The organism is Streptomyces shaanxiensis, from assembly GCF_039537145.1.
Classification (GTDB): domain Bacteria; phylum Actinomycetota; class Actinomycetes; order Streptomycetales; family Streptomycetaceae; genus Streptomyces; species Streptomyces shaanxiensis.
Map to the genome: position 1 here is coordinate 249,961 of NZ_BAAAZY010000011.1, position 14,840 is coordinate 264,800.

Genomic DNA, 14,840 nt, shown 5'->3' on the forward strand with positions numbered 1-14,840 from the left:
GCAGGGTGAAACGGCAGGGTGAAACGGGCGGGGCCCGTCGGGGAGACCGACGGGCCCTGTCTGCAGAACGCCGACGGCTCCGTCGAGCACACCGGTGTCTGCCTGCTGAACTGCCTGTTGAACCCTGCCCGCCGGCCCTTACTTGCTGAGCCCGATCTGCGCGCAGTCGGCCTTGTACTCGGCCGTGCAGATCTCGGACAGCTCGTAGATCCCGTCGGCGAGGACGGTCTCCTTGATGTTGTCCTGGGTCAGGGCGACCACGGGGACCAGCAGGGCCGGGATGTCCTTGCCGGTGGGGCTGTCGACCTGGTTCTGGGTGAGGGAGTCGAACTGGATGTCCTTGCCCTGGACCTTGGCCACGGCCATCTGCGCGGCGCTCTCGGCCTCCTGCGGGTACGACTTGTACACGCTCATGTACTGCTCGCCGCTCACGATCCGCTGGACGGCGTCCAGTTCGGCGTCCTGCCCGGTGATCGGCGGCAGATTGGTCACGCCCGCGGCCTTCAGGGCCTTGATGACGCCGCCGGCCATGCCGTCGTTGGCGGAGTAGACGCCCTTGATGTTGCTCAGGCCGATCGACTTGATCGCCTGGGCCATGTTGGCCGTGGCGTTCTCCGGCTTCCAGTCCTTGGTGTCGTACGACTTGGCGATGTCCACCGAGCCGTTGAGCTCGGAGAGGGCGCCCGCCTTGAACTGCTTGGCGTTCGGGTCGGTGGGCGAGCCGTTCATCATGACGATCTTGTCGGAGGAGTCGGGCGCCTCCATGGCCTCCAGCAGCGAGCGGCCCTGGACCTCGCCGACCAGCTCGTTGTCGAAGGAGACGTACGCGTCGATGGGCCCCTCGGCCAGGCGGTCGTAGGCGATGACCGGGATCCCGGCGTCCTTGGCCTTCTGCACGCCGGTGGCGATGGCGTGCGAGTCGACGGCGTCCAGCAGGATCACGTCGACCTGGTCGTCGATCATCTGCTGGAGCTGGGCCGCCTGCTTGCTCGCGTCCGCGTCCGCGTTCTGGTAGACGACCCGGCCCTGCTTGTCGGTGAGCTCCAGGACCTTGTTCCTGATGATGGGGAAGTCGAACTTGTCGTAGCGCGTGTTCGCCGTCTCCGGCAGCAGCAACCCCACGGTGACGTCGTTGCCCTTGGTCGGGCTCGCCTCGCTGCTGTCCCCGGTGACGCCCAGTGCCCCGCACGCGGCCAGCGAGAGGGTCAGCGTGGACGCGGCGGCCACAGCGGTGGCAGTACGGCGCAGGGGACGCAGGGGACGCATAGAGGAGCTCACTTCTGGTGCCTTCGGGACTCGGGCGCGCCATTGCGCCCAGATGACTGAAAAGCCAACGCGCCGTGGACCCTCAGCGTCAAGCCGAACTACTTAACGAGTGCGCAACACCACGCTCCGCTGAGCTTGTGAAGACATGACGGACCACACCCAAACGCCCATTACACCCCCTCCATCAGCTCTTGATCATCCGTTACATCGCCTCCACCGGAACTTGATCAAAGAGCCGGCCAGGGTCCGGTTCTCGATCAGAGGACCGAATGAACCCGGCCAGAAGCAGAGGCGGGCGCACGGCCGGTCGAACCGCCGGACGACCGGCCGGACGACCGGCACGCGGTGATGATCTCCTCCAGGTCCGTCACCGCCGCGTGGACGCCCTCGGTGAGGAGGACGGCGGTGGGGTTGAGGAGGATCTCGTCGACGCCGGCGGCGCGGTAGCCGGCCAGGGTCGCGGCGATCTCGTCCGGGGTGCCGGTGACGACCACGTCGGCGCGCAGGAGCTGCGTCGCCGGGTCGGGCCCGTCGACGTCCACGCCGGCGCGGCGCAGCATGTCCGCGTAGTGCGGGGCGCGCAGGTGGGTGCCCGCGGCCGCCTGCGCCACGCGTCGCGGGTCGCGGCCCGGGCGGCGGACGGCGACGTGGACCGCCGTGGCGATGCGGGGCCGGGTGGCGCGGCCCGCCTCGGCGGCGCCTGCGGCCAGTCGGGGTACGAGGGTGTCGCGGAGGTAGTCCGGCGGGGTCATCCAGGTGATCGCCACGTCCGCGGTGGCTCCCGCCGTGCGGGCCATGCCGGGGCGGAGCACCCCGGCGCCCACTTCCACCGGCGCGTGCGGCCCGACCGGCGGGAGCGCCGCGTGCAGCCGGTGGTACGGGCCGTCGTGCGCCACGCTCTCGCCGTCCAGCAGGGCCCGTACGGAGGTGACGTACTCCCCGACCGCCGTACGGGGGCTGCGATACGGCTCCGGGGTGAGCCCGTGTGCGAACTCGGGGGTGCCGATGCCGTACCCGGCCACCACCGGCCGCCCGGTGAGCAGGGCCAGGGAGCGGGCCTGGAGCGCCGCCTCGTACGGGTGCCGCAGGGGCAGCAGGGTGACCGCCGTGCCCACGGGGACGGTGTGGCCCTGGCCCGCCAGGTACGCCAGCACCTGGTGCGGCTCCGACCGGAAGGACTGGCAGAGCCAGAGGCGGCGCGCGTCGGTGCGGGCGACCAACTCGGCGAAGGGGGCGACGAGTTCGGGGTGGTCGGGCTGGAGGGGGTAGAGGACGGCGGGGACGGATGCGAGGGCGGAGGCAGGCTCGGGTGCGGTCACGGGCGGGTTCCTGTGGGTGTGCGGTCGAGGGTGGCCACGAGGGTGCGGGCCGGGTCGAGGAAGTGGGCGGCTGCTTCGGCGATGTGACGGTCCGTCGTATCGGCGATCGCGTCCGGGTATCGCGTCAGCCAGTCCAGGTCCATCCCGCTCGCCGCGAAGCCCGCCAGGGCACTCGCCTCCTCGGCCCGGGTGGCGAGGGCGAACCGGGTGAACCCGGCCGCGTAACGGCGGACCCGGTGCGTCTCCTCGGGGGTGGGGCCGGTACGGGCCAGCTCCGCCATGCAGGCGGTGACCTCCTCGGCGAGCCGGTCCCCCGTGCCGGGGGCACCGACACAGTCGATCTCCAGCCAGCAGCCCGCGCCGTTCTGCCGGATCCGCGCGTCCACCGCGTACGCCAGCCCGTGCCGCTCACGCAGCCGCCGGGTCAGCCGGGAGGTGGCGTGGCCGCCGAGGACGGTCTGGGCGAGGTGCAGGGCGGTGTGGCCGGGGTCGGGGACGGGAACGGCCGGGCCGGCGGTGAGCAGGAACGCCTGGTCGGCGGACGGGTCGTGCAGGGCGAGGCGCCCGGGGGTGGGCTCGCGGCGGGGGAACGGGGGCAGCGTGAGCCCGGAGGGGCCGCCGGTCCAGTCGGCCAACTCCTCGCGGACGGAGGCCAGGACGCGATCCGGGTCGTCGCCGCCGAGGATGAGCAGTACGGCGCCGGCCGGGACGACGGCCCGGCGGTGAAAGGCGAGCAGGTCGACGTCCGCCGTGCCGGTGGCGTGGTCGTCGTCGACCAGGGGGTGCGGCCCGCCGAAGGCGTGGCGGAGCTGGGCGCGGCGCAGGCGGGTGCGGGGGCCGGGGTTCGTCCGCGGCGCGGGTCCGCTCCCCGGGGGCGGCAGGTGGTCGTACGCCGGTCGCAGCAGCAGGTCGGCGAGAAGCTCCAGCGCGCCCGGCAGCCCCTCCGCCAGCACACTCGCCGACAGCACCAGCTGCTCGGCGGTCACCACCGTGCTGAACTCGGCACCGAGATCGGCCGCCCGGTCGGCGACGGCCCGCCGGTCCCGGGAGACCGTGGCGGTACCGAGGCCGGCCGCGAGCAGCTCCTGCACGGCGGCGAGGGCGGGTTCGGTACGGGCGTACGGCAGGACGAGGCGGATCTCGGCGAGGGGGGCGCCCGGGGCGGCCACTACGACCGTGTCCAGGCCGTTCGGCAGGGCGGTGCGCAGGGTGGATCCGAGCGCGGGTGACGTGGTCATACGGCGGCTTCCTCCCATACGGCGACTCCGGCCAGGACGTGCGCGGATCCGGGTGCGGCCAACGCGGTCATACGGCGACCCCCTCCAGGACATGCACGGACCTGGGCGCGACCAGCAGGTCACGTGCGGCCTCCGACACACCGGCCGCGGTGACGGCGGCCAGGTGGGCGGGGATGGCGTCGGGGTTCGTGTCGCCGCCCGCCCGGGTGAAGAGGAGCGCGGCGCGGCCGTGGGTGACCGCGCGGGCGGTGAGTGAGTCGGCCTGGCGGTAGCAGGACGCCCGCAACACGGCGACCGCGCGTCTGAGTTCGGGCTCGTCCGGTGGGGCGGTGGCCACGTCGGCGAGCGCGTCCAGCCATGGCCCGACGGCCTCCTCGCTGTCGGCGCCCGGCGCCCGGCCGAGCAGAACGAGTGCGAGGTCGGGCGCTGCCGAGGCGAGCCACTGGCCCTGGTAGCCGGTGTGCACGCTCGCCGCGTCCCACGCGCCGGTGCGGGCGATCAGTCCGGGGATCCGGCGGCGCAGCACCTCGCAGAGCACGACCTGGGCGAGGTACGGCCCGAGGCCCCACCGGTTCGGGTCGGCCAGGGCGTGGCCGATCGCGACGCCGTTCCGGCCGTACGGGAGGGAAGAGGCGGCCCCGGGCGTGCGGCGGGCCGCTTCCCGGTGGGCGGGCGCCTCGGCGGCGGGGCCGGCCTTCGCGTCCACCTCCGCGGCAGGCGTCGTCCACGCACCGAACTCCCGCCGCACCAGCTCCTCCACCCGCCCCGCGTCCACGTCTCCGACGACGGACAGCACGACCCGCTCGGGCCGGTAGTGGCGGTGGAAGAAGGTCTCCGCCTCCTCCACCGTGGCGTCCCGCAGCTCCGCTGTCGTGCCGTAGGCGTCCCGGGCGCCGGGGTGGAGCGCGGCGAGCACGGTGTCCCACAGGCGGTTCCCGGCTCCGGCGGCGCGGATCTCCTCGCCGATGACGGCCGCCTCGGAGCGGAGGGTCGCGGCGGACGGCCCGAAGCGCAGCAGCCGACGGGCCTCCAGGGCGAGGACGTCGGGCAGCGCGTCGGCGGGGACGACGGTGTGGAAGACCGTGTGATCGCGGTGGGTCTCGGCGTTGCACATGCCGCCCGCCTCCTGGACGAGGGCCACGAAACCGTCGGCCTCGTCGTCGCGCGGGAACATCAGGTGCTCCACCAGGTGCGCCATGCCGTGCCGCCCGGCCGGATCGTCGTCGCCGCCCGCGCCCACGGTCAGCGCCACGGCCACGAGCCCGCGCCCCGGCATCTCCTCGGTGATCAGCCGCACCCCCGTCTCCGGCCGCAGGCTCACGGGAGCGGCCGGTACACGGACACGCACATCTTGCGGCTGTCGCCCCCGTCGAAGGGTTGCTCGCGCCAGCCGGAGTAGCGGCCGGACAGCTCCAGGCGGGCGATCCCGGCGAGCAGGTCCAGCTCGCTCGGCCACAGGTAACGCATCACCGTGGTCGCGGACTTGGGCGGCTCACCGTCGAGGAAGAGGGTGTTGTGCACCATCATGTTCTGCGAGGCGGGCAGCACCCCGATGGACTCGATCATGGCGCCGCGCCCGTCGACGGGGTAGGTGCTGATCTCGTTCTTCTTCTGGACGTGGTAGTCGCTGGGGTCGAACGTCTCGATCACGACGCATCCGTCGGGCGCGGTGTGCCGGGCCACGGCGTGCATGAGGGCGATCTGCTCGTCCGGGGTGACCGCGCAGCACAGCGAGTTGAACGGGGCGAGGACGACGTCGAAGGTCCGTCCCAGGTCGAGCGCGGCGAAGTCGGCGTGCACGGGGGTGATCCGGCCCTCGGGGTCCTTCTCGGCGAGCCGGGTGAGCATGCCCGCGGAGGAGTCGACGCCGTGCACCCGGAAACCCTTGTCGGCCAGCGGCAGCGCGACCCGGCCCGTGCCGACGCCGAGTTCGAGCACGCTCGCACCGGATGCGGTGAGCGTGAGGAGGAAGTCGGCGATGTCCTCCAGGTCCGGGGTGGAGGGGTAGATCTCGTCGTACACCTCGGCGATCGCGTCGCTGTAGGCGGTGGTCAGGGCGGTGCCGAGCCCGCCGGGCTCGGGGGGCGCGGCGGCTTCGGTGGTCGTGGTCATCGTCCGTCTCCCGAGCGGGTGTCGAGGTTGTTCTGGGGATGTAGCGGGTCGATTCCCGCCTCGCGGAAGGCCCGTACGACGTACTCCTCGCGCGTACGGCCCTCGGAGCCGTCGGCCAGGGCGTGCGCGATGAGCCCGGAGGCGAGGGCGAAGGCGCGGTGCTGGCCGAAGCTCATGCCGTCCTGGCCGGGGCGCGGGTCCTCGGGATCCCAGGCGGCGGCGACGCCGGGGGCCAGCTCCTCGGTGAAGACCGAGGTCTCGGCGCCGGTCAGCGTGCCCGCGTGCGGAGCCACGGCGGCCGCGACCGCGCGCTCGCCGGGCAGGTGGTCGCCGTGCAGATAGACCACGACGGCGTCGCGGCGCGGGAAGTCCTGCGGATCGGAGAGCACCTTCGCGTGGTACCGGGCCCCGGTGGCCTCCAGCGCGTCGAGCGCCAGGCCCCACAGCGCAACCGCCGCGTCCGCGTCCCGCGCGTGCAGGAAGAGACGGCGTACGGCACCGGCGGGCCGGGGCAGCGGGCGCGACCCCATGACGTAGAAGAACCCGGGTGACAGCGCGGGCCGCGCGGCCTCCAGCGCGAGTTCGACGTACTCGCCCGGCGCGGGCGGCGTGTCCGGGCTCAGCAGCCGGTCGGCCGGCACACGCGCGGTGACCTCCGGGAGACGTACGACGAGCTGGTCGCCGTCCGGCCGCCGCAGCACCTCGATGAGGCGGCCCAGGGTGGGCGTGGTGCGGTGCGGCACGGCGGCCGCGAGCCGACGCTCCAGGTCGGGGTCGCGCAGGGTGCGCCGGGGCGGCGGACCGTCGGGAAGCGCACCGCCCTGGTGGCGGCCCGCGTGAAGTTCCTCGTACAGCGCGTTGGTGAGCCGGCCGCGCAGGTCGCGCGGGCTGTCGGCGGTGACCGTGCGCCCGGCGACGGTGGCCTCACGGGCGCCCGGCGCGACGGCGACGGCGGCGAGCGCGGCGGCCGGCCGCGGTGCGAGGCCCCGGTGCGGGGCGACGGGGGAAGCGTCCGGCACCGGGGAGTCGAGGGGACTGAGGGGACTGAGGGGGGCGGCGAGGGTCATCGGTGGCTGCTCCCTTTCGAGAGGGATGGGGCCGGGTGGGAAGGGGCCTTGGGGGACTGGGCCGGGAGGGAAGCGGTCGGAAGGGACTGCCCCGGCAGCGAGGCCGGCAGGGAAGAGGCCGGAAGGGTCAGGCCCAGCGTGCGCGCGGCGGCCGCCGGGTCGAGCAGGACCGTCCGGCCGATGCCGGCGGCGGCCCGCGCGACCGGGTTGAGCGTGGCGTGCGCCTCGGCCGTGGCGATCAGCCGGTCGAACATGTGCCACCCGGCATACGCGGCGGCCCGCTCGGGCAACCCGGCGTCGGGCGTACGGCACTCCAGATAGCCGCGCCAGAAGGCACCGATCCGCGGCAGATGGCGGCGCAGGCTCGCCGAGCCACGCGCGACGATCTCCTCGTGCGTCAGCCCGAACCCGGCGGCGGGCCCCGGCTGCCCCGTGCCCCCGCCTTGGCCCTGCCCCTCCCCCTCGCCCGTCGGCGCGAACACGGAGTACGCGGCGTGGAAGAGCCACTCCCCGGCGAACGCGCCCACGTCCCGCGCGGGATCGGCGAGCCGGAACTCCTCCCAGTCGCACAGATAGAGGTCCCCGGCGCCTTCCTCCGCCCGGATGAACTGGTCGAAGCGCAGATCGCAGTGCGTGGGACCGTGCGGAACGGTCTTCTCCAGGTCCCGCAGCCGGTGCAGTGCCGCGACCACCTCGGTGTCGTCCTGGACCAGCTGCCAGGCGGCGATCTGCGCCATGCTCCGTTCCTGGACGGCACTCCACGGCAGGGCCTTCAGCCAGGCGAGCGGCGGCAGCGGGGCCTCACCGGTGTCCACGTCCTCGGCGGGGCCCAGCCCGTGCAGGGTGCCGACGGCGCGGCCGGCCGCGCGGCACAGCTCGTCGTCGAACTCCCCGTCCAGGGCGAGCTCGGCGCCCGAGCGGGCGCCCGGCACCAGGCGGTGCACCGTCACCCCGGCCGCGCGGTCGGCGCCGAGCAGCGCGGGCGAGCGCAGCGGCGAGCCCGGCGGCAGCCGACGGGACGCCAACTCCTCGAAGCTCAGGGCGCGTTCGAGTTCGGGGCAGTCGCCGTCCGGCAGCAGGGCGACCGTTTTGACGAAGACCTGCTCGCCGGTGGTGGCCGGCCCCGCCCAGTTGTCGTTGCGCCCGCCGAACGCGGTGACCGCCTCCGCGTCGAGACGGCCCAGCCCGAGCCGCTCCAGCAGTGCGTTCACGGCGGGCACGGTCTCCAGCTCGGTGGGCCGGTAGCGCTGCCGCGTACGCGGCTGTTCGGTCGTGGTGGTGGTCATGGTGGTCACGGTGTGGCTCCCCCGGGGACCGCGCGGCGGCCCTCCTCGTCGATCAGGTCAGCGATGAAGGCGGTGTAGTCGGTGAGTTCGTCGCTCCAGTCGCAGTACGCGGCGAAGTCCCGCATGTGCGCGGTGATCCGCAGCACGGCGGCCCGGGCCGCCCACTCCCGGTCCGCGCCCGGCCCGTACGCGTCGAGCAGCACACCCGGCAGATCGGGCCCCGGGTCGTCCCCGAACACCGGGACGGCCCAGGCGAGTTCGGCCAGGTCGCCCAGCAGCCAGCCCAGGTCCAGCTCGGGCCGGCCGGCCCCCAGGTCCTCCCCGGTCAGCAGCGCCACCGGACCCCGGTGCAGGGGCGGGATCAGCGCGCCGAGGGAGGCGAAACCGTGGACGAGGACGGGGTCGGCGGGGCCGGTCAGCTCGGCGCACCAGGCACGGAGCAGTTCGAGACGGGCGGGTCCCCAGACGCGTACGGCGTGCTCGCGCAGGCGGCGTACGGCGGCAGTGTGCACGTCGCCGCGCTCGACGACGGCGGCGAGGCTCCCGTCCCCGCCTTCGACGAACGACCGCAGTCGCGCGAGCGCGGGCGGAACGTCCGCCGTGGGCGCGGGAGTCGTGTGCAGCTCCCGCAGCGCGGCACCCGTCGCGGCGAGCGCGTGCGCGACCAGCCGCCGTGCCTGCGGCCGTGGATCACGCAGCCAGGCGGCGGCCGAGTACGGCCCGTCGGCGAGGTACGCGAGCCCGTGGCCCGAGAGGCGCGGGACGACCAGACGAGCGCCGGAGGTAGCGCCGGAGGTGTGGCGGGGAACGTACGACACGAAAGGCACCGCCGGTGGGTCAGACCGCCGCGCTCCCGGCCCCTGCCACCACTCGTAACGCCCGTCGGACGTAGGCGTGACACGGGTGACCTGGAGCCCGGTGCCGAACTCCGCGACCGGCTGGGCGGTGCCCGGCGTTGCTGGGGATGCCGTCTCGGTGCCCGGCGTCGCGTCGACCGGCGTCGCGATGGCCCCCGTCACTCCTCCTCCCCTCGCCGCGCCCTCGCGTACGCGCCCACGCACAGCCCCATCAGCTCCGAGAGCGGGGCCGCGCCGCCGTCCTCCCGTTCGCCGGTGCTCGCGCTGACCGCGGGCACGGTCGGCGCGACGACGACTCCGGGGCGGGCCCGCAGGGTGTCCAGGTGGCCCCGCAGCACAGGGCTCAGCTGGGCGCCGGGCGGCAGCGAGGGGGCTACGCCGACGAGGGCGGTGGTGGACTGGAGGGCACACAGCAGCGGGGTGTCGGTGAGCCCGAGCGCGTACCGGGTCAGGAAGTGCATCGTCGCCGGGTGGACGAGGACGAGGTCGGGCCAGCCGGCCAGTTCCACATGGGGGGCGGTACCGGGATCCGCCTCGTTCCAGTCGTCGGTGAGGACATCCCTTCCGCAGAGCACGGATATCGCCTCCGCCGATACGAATCGGCGGGCGGAGCGGGTCAGCACGACCCTTTTCTCCATCTCCGGAAAGGTGTTGTTCAGCCAGTTGGTCCAGAAGGGAAGAAATGCCACACTGAGCGCTCCGGTGCCCACAAGGAGCACTCGCCGGAATCCGGGATCCGCGACACCGGTGGGGTCCGGGATCTCCATGACCGTCCTCCTGGGATATGTGGTTCGGTTGCCCGGGGAGGGGCCGGTGGCCGTCACCGGCCCCTCCCCGCGGGTCACTGCTCGGGATGTCCCGTCAGCACTTGTTCTCGATGGTCTTGGCGGTCAGCGAGCCCAGGGCCGCGGCGCACTGCTGCGAGGAGCGGGCCGTGATGATGGTCGCGCGGATCGCCCACGGGATGGTCGGGCTGAACGCGGGCGCGGCGTCCTTGCCGTCGTACAGGCCCAGCTCCTCGGCGGAGGTGTAGGCGGTGTAGCCCTCGAACAGGTCCTTCTCGTTCTGCGTCGACTGCATGAGTCTCTCCCTTGGTGTCACGAGCCATTTGAAGCTCGTGGAATGAATTACAGAGGCGTATTGCGACCGTTTGCCTTGGGCTTGGCCTTGGGCTTTGCCTTTCGGCCGCGGTCCGCCGCTGCTGTCCGCTGTGGACATGAGAAATATGGCCCAGCCGAAAAGCCGCCCGCTATTGTCAGTTGCGGCATGACCGGAGGCGGCATGACCGGATCGGCATAACCGGTGGCGACATAACCGAAAACGGCATGACCGGACTCGGCATTGCCGCAACCGCCAATACCGCCACCCCCGCCCTCCCGCGTAAAAAGATCAGGGTGAACTCACCTGACTCCGCAACCACCCAGGCCCCGCGGCCCGCGCCCCGGCCGCCGCTTCGGGCCCTCCTCGCCCACGCGCGCCCGCACCGGCGCGTCCTCCTGCTGGTCCTGGTGCTGACCCTCGCGGGCAGCGCGGCGGGGCTGGCCCAGCCGATGGTCGTCGAGTCGGCGCTCACGGCACTCATGACCGGCCGGGGCCTCGGCGACGAGATCCTGCTGATGCTGGCCCTGCTGGCCGGTTCGATCGTCCTCACCTGGGCCCAGGCCCTGTTGAGCGAACGCACGGCGGAGAAGGTCGTCCTGCATGTCCGCAAGGGCCTGATCCACCGTCTGATCCGGCTGCGCACCGGCGAGTTGGACCAGCACGAGCCCGGCGGTCTGACGACCCGGGTGACCTCGGACAGCACGCTCGTGCAGCACGCGGCGACCAGCGGGGTCATCCAGCTGCTCGACGGAGGCATCCATCTGCTGGCCACCATCGTCTTGATGGGCATGACCAGTCTGCCGCTGCTCGGCATCACCTCCGGCGTCCTGCTGGTGGTCGGTGTCGCCATGGGCGTGGTGATGCCGCGGATCCGGCGGGTCACCACGCGCGCGCAGACATCGGTCGGCGAGATCGGCGCCGCCCTCGACCGCTCGCTCGGCGCCGCCCGTACCGTGAAGGCCAACGGCGGCGAGGCGACGGAGACCGCGCGGGCCGTGGCCGCCGCCGAGGACGCCTACCGGGCGGGCCTGGCCGGCGCCCGCTACCACGCCACGATCGCGGTGCTCTCCGCCCTGGTCGTCCAGGCCTCGTTCCTCGCGGTGATCGGCTTCGGCGGCGCCCTGGTCGCGACCGGCACCCTGGACCTGGCCGCGCTGATCGCCTTCCTGCTCTACCTGTTCAACCTCGGCGGCCCGGTGCTCTCCCTGGTCGGCGGCACGGCCTCCCTCCAGCAGGGCCTCGGCGCGCTCACCCGGATCGAGGAGGTGCGGCACATGGAGACCGAGACGGACGTCGACGAGACCCCGGCCCGCCCCGTCGGCCCGCCGCCCCAAGTCACGCTGGAGAACGTCACGTTCGCCTACGCGGGCCGCACCGGCACCCTCGACGACGTCAGCCTCACCGCCCCGGCGGGCGGCGTCACCGCGCTCGTCGGCCCGTCCGGCAGCGGCAAGACGACCGTCTTCTCACTCCTCCAGCGCTTCTACGACCTGGACTCCGGCCGCATCCTGCTCGACGGCACCGACATCGCCACCCTCAGCCGCGCCGAGGTGCGCCGCCGCATCGCGTACGTCGAGCAGGACACCCCCATGCTGGCGGGCACCCTCCGCGAGAACCTGCTGTACGCCGCCCCCGACGCCACCGGGGAGGAGGTCGACCGGGTACTGCGGGACACCCTGCTCGACGCGCTCGTCGCCCGGCTCCCCGAGGGCCTCGACACCCACGTCGGCACCCGCGGTCTCGCCCTGTCCGGCGGAGAGCGCCAGCGCCTGGCCATCGCCCGCGCCCTGCTGCGCCGCCCGCAGGTGCTGCTGCTCGACGAGGCGACGGCCCACCTCGACGGACTGAGCGAGACGGCCCTGCGGCAGACCGTGGAGCGCGCCGCCGAGCACTGCACGGTCGTCCTGATCGCCCACCGGCTCTCCACGGTGACCTCGGCCGACCACATGGTGCTGCTGGCGGGCGGCCGCGTACGCGACCACGGCCGGCACGGGGAACTGCTGGGCAGGGACGACCTGTACCGAGACCTCGCCGCCACCCAGCTGACGACCACGGGAGCGTGAGAGCCCACCCCACGACGTCGGCACAAAACCCAGCACGGCGCACGGCGCACGACACCCCCCACCACTGACCACCCGTCAGAAGCGACACAGCAAAGGAAGACCCGATGCCGAAGAACCCGGCACCCGCACCCGCATCCACGACCACGGACCGGTACGACGACGCCGACACGTACGACGGTTACGAGGCCGACGAGTACGAGGACGACGGGTACGAGGACGACGACTACGAGGAGAAGCCCGTCGTCGAGACCCTCGTCGAGGACGACCGGTTCGGCGCGCTGACGGTCCGGCTCGACATGCGGCTGGGCGAGGTCACCGTCCAGGGCGATTCGGTGCCCCGGGTCGAACTGCTCCGCGCGGAAGGGACCGAGGCCGAGGACCACATCCCGGTCGGCACCCGCGACGGCAGCCGGCTGACGCTGACCGTGGACGGCGAGGAGGTCGTCCTCGACCCCGCCAAGGGACGGCTGAGCCGTCGCTCGTACCGCGTGGACGTCCGCCACGCGGGCCGCACCTGGCGCCTGGTGCCGGACTCCATCCCGGGCAGCCGGCTGCTGCGGGACGAGCAGCACATCGGCGACTTCTCCTCGGACGGCGACGGACGCGTGCTCGTCGAGTGGCGCGAGGACGCCGAGCCGGAGCCCCTGGACGCGGCCCTCGGCTACGCGCTCGCCGCCGCCTTCGGCACGGGCGCCCAGCCCTGGTGGATGATCGCGATAGAGATGGTCGGCGACATGACCCCCGGCTGACCGGCAGGGGACGACGCGAGACGACGTGAAGGGCCCCTCCGGCGCCGTACCGGAGGGGCCCTTCACGTCCGCCATGTCACCACGCGGGCGACGGGGCGGCGGAGCGGCGGTGGTCAGCCGCACGCCCCTCTGATGTCGTCCGCGTAGAGGTGCGAGACGATCGCCGCCTCGAACCGCGACTTGATGCCGAGCTTGCGCACGATACTGGCGGTGTGGGCCCGTACCGTGCGCTCCGCGATGCCAAGGCGGCGGGCGAGCCAGCGGTTCTGCTCCCCCGTGGCGAGCAGGAGCAGGACCTCGCGTTCGCGGTCGGTCAGCGCGGAGAAGTCGAGCGCGTCCTCCCGTACGACAACAGTCATGTGTTTCCCCCAGATCGTGTTCGGTGGTGCCGCATTCCGTCGGCTCGTGGCCGGCGTTTCCGTCGGTTCTTGGCCGACGGATTCCAGCCTGCCAAGCGTCGGGGCACGGAGCAGGGCTCGTACACAGCAACTTGCTGCACACCGACGACACCATCCTGCCGACCGCGCTCCGCACCACACCCACTCCAAGCTCTTGACCAGCGCATTACCCTGTGTACGAAGCATTTCGGTGGATTCCACATCGCCACGGCCTGACCAGCCGTAAGAAACGCAGGGGGAAGGATGAACAATGCGGGCACCATGGACCTGTTGGGGCTCTCCGCACTGGAGGAGCGCGTCTACCGGCACTTCCTGAGACATCCGGGTACGCCGACAGAGGACATCCATCTACTGCTCCACGCACGACGGGGTGACGTCGGCGCCGCGCTGGAGCGGCTCACGGACCTGGGCCTGCTCCGCCGCGCGGACAACGGGGACGTTCCGGAGGGCAGCCTGACGGCGGCTGACCCGGAGATCGCGGTCGGGCTGCTCACCGACCGAAGACTGAGCGAGCTGCACCATGAGTTGCAGCAGGTGACCAGGCCTCGCAACCTGGTCGCGGAACTCCGCGCGGAGCAGAGCGCGCACACGCCGACGGGCGGTGGCGTGGAGCGGATGACCAACCTCGCGCAGATCCGCAACCGCATCGACGACCTCGCGTTCTTCGCCCGCGAGGAGATCCTCTCCGTCGAGCCCTACCAGGCGCTCACCCCGGAGAACATCGAGCACGCGCGCCCTCTCGACAGCCGCTGTCTGCGCCGGGGCGTGCGCATCCGCAGCGTCGTCCTGAAGGAGGCCCTCGACAACCCACCCACCGCGGCCTACCTGCACGAACTCTCCGCCCAGGGCGCCAGCATCAGAGCCGCCCCCGACATCGCCGAGCGCATCCTCGTCTACGACCGCCACACCGCGCTGGTCCCGGCGAACCCCGCGGACACCTCACGCGGCGCCCTGGTCGCCCAGGAACCGGGCCTGGTGGCCAGCGTCCTGTCCCTCTTCGAAAGAATCTGGGACCAGGCCACGGACCTGTCCAGCCTGCTCGACACCCCGCCCCCGGACTCCGTCCCCCTCACCCCCATGGAGCTGGAGGTCCTCAAATCCATGTGCCGAGTGACAAAGGACGAAATCGGCGCCCGCGAACTGGGCGTCTCCCTACGCACCTACCGCCGCCACGTAGCCGACGTCCTACGCACCCTGAACGCCAGCAACCGCCCCCACGCAGCGTTGCTGGCCCGCGAACGGGGCTGGATCTGACACAACCTCTCGACGGACGGCCCCTTCTGGTCGCCGGCCCAAGCATTCCTCGACTCCGGCCGAGGCATCTCAGCCCGTCCGGCGTTTGAGGAGGAGGCCCCTTCAGGGCCGAAGCGGGGGTCTGGGGGCG

The 14,840-nt window shown here is 72.9% G+C and carries 14 protein-coding genes; 3 read left to right on the plus strand and 11 right to left on the minus strand.

Translation table 11 applies throughout. The annotated features are described in order from the left end of the window. Window positions 1–138 precede the first annotated feature (138 nt). The 10 genes from ABD932_RS20800 to lxmA form a co-directional block, all read right to left on the minus strand. Entirely contained in the window at window positions 139–1,266 is a 1,128-nt protein-coding gene (locus ABD932_RS20800; protein WP_345014922.1) for a sugar ABC transporter substrate-binding protein, read from the minus strand. A gap of 257 nt (window positions 1,267–1,523) precedes the next feature. Further along, window positions 1,524–2,585, minus strand: a complete 1,062-nt coding sequence (gene lxmJ / locus ABD932_RS20805; RefSeq protein ID WP_345014924.1) for a F420-dependent peptide dehydroalanine reductase LxmJ — start codon at window positions 2,583–2,585, stop codon at window positions 1,524–1,526. After that, entirely contained in the window at window positions 2,582–3,823 is a 1,242-nt protein-coding gene (locus ABD932_RS20810) for a M16 family metallopeptidase (RefSeq protein ID WP_345014926.1), read from the minus strand. Before ABD932_RS20810 ends, lxmJ begins: the two co-directional genes overlap by 4 nt. A gap of 67 nt (window positions 3,824–3,890) precedes the next feature. Beyond that, window positions 3,891–5,144: a M16 family metallopeptidase gene (locus ABD932_RS20815; RefSeq protein WP_345014928.1), complete on the minus strand. Its 1,254-nt coding sequence runs from the start codon at window positions 5,142–5,144 to the stop codon at window positions 3,891–3,893. Beyond that, entirely contained in the window at window positions 5,141–5,935 is a 795-nt protein-coding gene (locus tag ABD932_RS20820) for a class I SAM-dependent methyltransferase (RefSeq protein ID WP_345014930.1), read from the minus strand. Before ABD932_RS20820 ends, ABD932_RS20815 begins: the two co-directional genes overlap by 4 nt. Continuing rightward, window positions 5,932–7,002 carry a T3SS effector HopA1 family protein gene (locus ABD932_RS20825; RefSeq protein WP_345014932.1) on the minus strand — a complete coding sequence of 357 codons (1,071 nt, stop codon included), beginning with the start codon at window positions 7,000–7,002 and terminating at the stop codon, window positions 5,932–5,934. The genes ABD932_RS20820 and ABD932_RS20825 overlap by 4 nt, the downstream gene beginning before the upstream one ends. Beyond that, window positions 6,999–8,288, minus strand: coding sequence for a class V lanthionine synthetase subunit LxmK (gene lxmK, locus ABD932_RS20830; protein ID WP_345014934.1), 1,290 nt, complete (start codon window positions 8,286–8,288; stop codon window positions 6,999–7,001). The genes ABD932_RS20825 and lxmK overlap by 4 nt, the downstream gene beginning before the upstream one ends. 5 nt (window positions 8,289–8,293) lie before the next feature. Further along, the gene (locus ABD932_RS20835; protein WP_345014936.1) at window positions 8,294–9,307 is read right to left on the minus strand and encodes a hypothetical protein; all 1,014 of its coding nucleotides are present in this window, start codon (window positions 9,305–9,307) and stop codon (window positions 8,294–8,296) included. Further along, complete coding sequence (lxmD, locus tag ABD932_RS20840) at window positions 9,304–9,912, minus strand: peptide terminal cysteine decarboxylase LxmD (RefSeq protein ID WP_345014938.1); 609 nt, start codon at window positions 9,910–9,912, stop codon at window positions 9,304–9,306. The genes ABD932_RS20835 and lxmD overlap by 4 nt, the downstream gene beginning before the upstream one ends. Before the next feature lie 94 nt (window positions 9,913–10,006). Further along, window positions 10,007–10,225, minus strand: a complete 219-nt coding sequence (gene lxmA / locus ABD932_RS20845) for a lexapeptide family class V lantibiotic (protein WP_272114553.1) — start codon at window positions 10,223–10,225, stop codon at window positions 10,007–10,009. A 314-nt stretch (window positions 10,226–10,539) separates the two neighbouring features. Here lxmA and ABD932_RS20850 point away from each other — a divergent pair, with 314 nt between their 5' ends. After that, window positions 10,540–12,309 carry an ABC transporter ATP-binding protein gene (locus ABD932_RS20850; protein ID WP_345014943.1) on the plus strand — a complete coding sequence of 590 codons (1,770 nt, stop codon included), beginning with the start codon at window positions 10,540–10,542 and terminating at the stop codon, window positions 12,307–12,309. Between the two features lie 104 nt (window positions 12,310–12,413). Next, the gene (locus ABD932_RS20855; RefSeq protein ID WP_345014945.1) at window positions 12,414–13,058 is read left to right on the plus strand and encodes a hypothetical protein; all 645 of its coding nucleotides are present in this window, start codon (window positions 12,414–12,416) and stop codon (window positions 13,056–13,058) included. 113 nt (window positions 13,059–13,171) lie between these two features. On the opposite strand, the gene ABD932_RS20860 is transcribed toward ABD932_RS20855, so the two are convergent. Further along, window positions 13,172–13,417: a helix-turn-helix domain-containing protein gene (locus tag ABD932_RS20860; protein WP_126393836.1), complete on the minus strand. Its 246-nt coding sequence runs from the start codon at window positions 13,415–13,417 to the stop codon at window positions 13,172–13,174. 282 nt (window positions 13,418–13,699) lie between these two features. Between ABD932_RS20860 and ABD932_RS20865 the strand changes: the two genes are divergently transcribed. Further along, window positions 13,700–14,710 carry a helix-turn-helix transcriptional regulator gene (locus tag ABD932_RS20865; RefSeq protein ID WP_345014948.1) on the plus strand — a complete coding sequence of 337 codons (1,011 nt, stop codon included), beginning with the start codon at window positions 13,700–13,702 and terminating at the stop codon, window positions 14,708–14,710. Window positions 14,711–14,840: the final 130 nt, after the last annotated feature.

Bases quoted from the DNA above. Each gene is read 5' to 3' on its own strand.
- ABD932_RS20865 (WP_345014948.1), top strand. From the start codon at position 13,700: ATGAACAATGCGGGCACCATGGACCTGTTGGGGCTCTCCGCACTGGAG.
- ABD932_RS20810 (WP_345014926.1), bottom strand. From the start codon at position 3,823: ATGACCACGTCACCCGCGCTCGGATCCACCCTGCGCACCGCCCTGCCG.
- ABD932_RS20860 (WP_126393836.1), bottom strand. From the start codon at position 13,417: ATGACTGTTGTCGTACGGGAGGACGCGCTCGACTTCTCCGCGCTGACC.
- lxmK (WP_345014934.1), bottom strand. From the start codon at position 8,288: ATGACCACCACCACGACCGAACAGCCGCGTACGCGGCAGCGCTACCGG.
- ABD932_RS20800 (WP_345014922.1), bottom strand. From the start codon at position 1,266: ATGCGTCCCCTGCGTCCCCTGCGCCGTACTGCCACCGCTGTGGCCGCC.
- ABD932_RS20820 (WP_345014930.1), bottom strand. From the start codon at position 5,935: ATGACCACGACCACCGAAGCCGCCGCGCCCCCCGAGCCCGGCGGGCTC.
- ABD932_RS20855 (WP_345014945.1), top strand. From the start codon at position 12,414: ATGCCGAAGAACCCGGCACCCGCACCCGCATCCACGACCACGGACCGG.
- lxmD (WP_345014938.1), bottom strand. From the start codon at position 9,912: ATGGAGATCCCGGACCCCACCGGTGTCGCGGATCCCGGATTCCGGCGA.
- lxmA (WP_272114553.1), bottom strand. From the start codon at position 10,225: ATGCAGTCGACGCAGAACGAGAAGGACCTGTTCGAGGGCTACACCGCC.
- ABD932_RS20825 (WP_345014932.1), bottom strand. From the start codon at position 7,002: ATGACCCTCGCCGCCCCCCTCAGTCCCCTCAGTCCCCTCGACTCCCCG.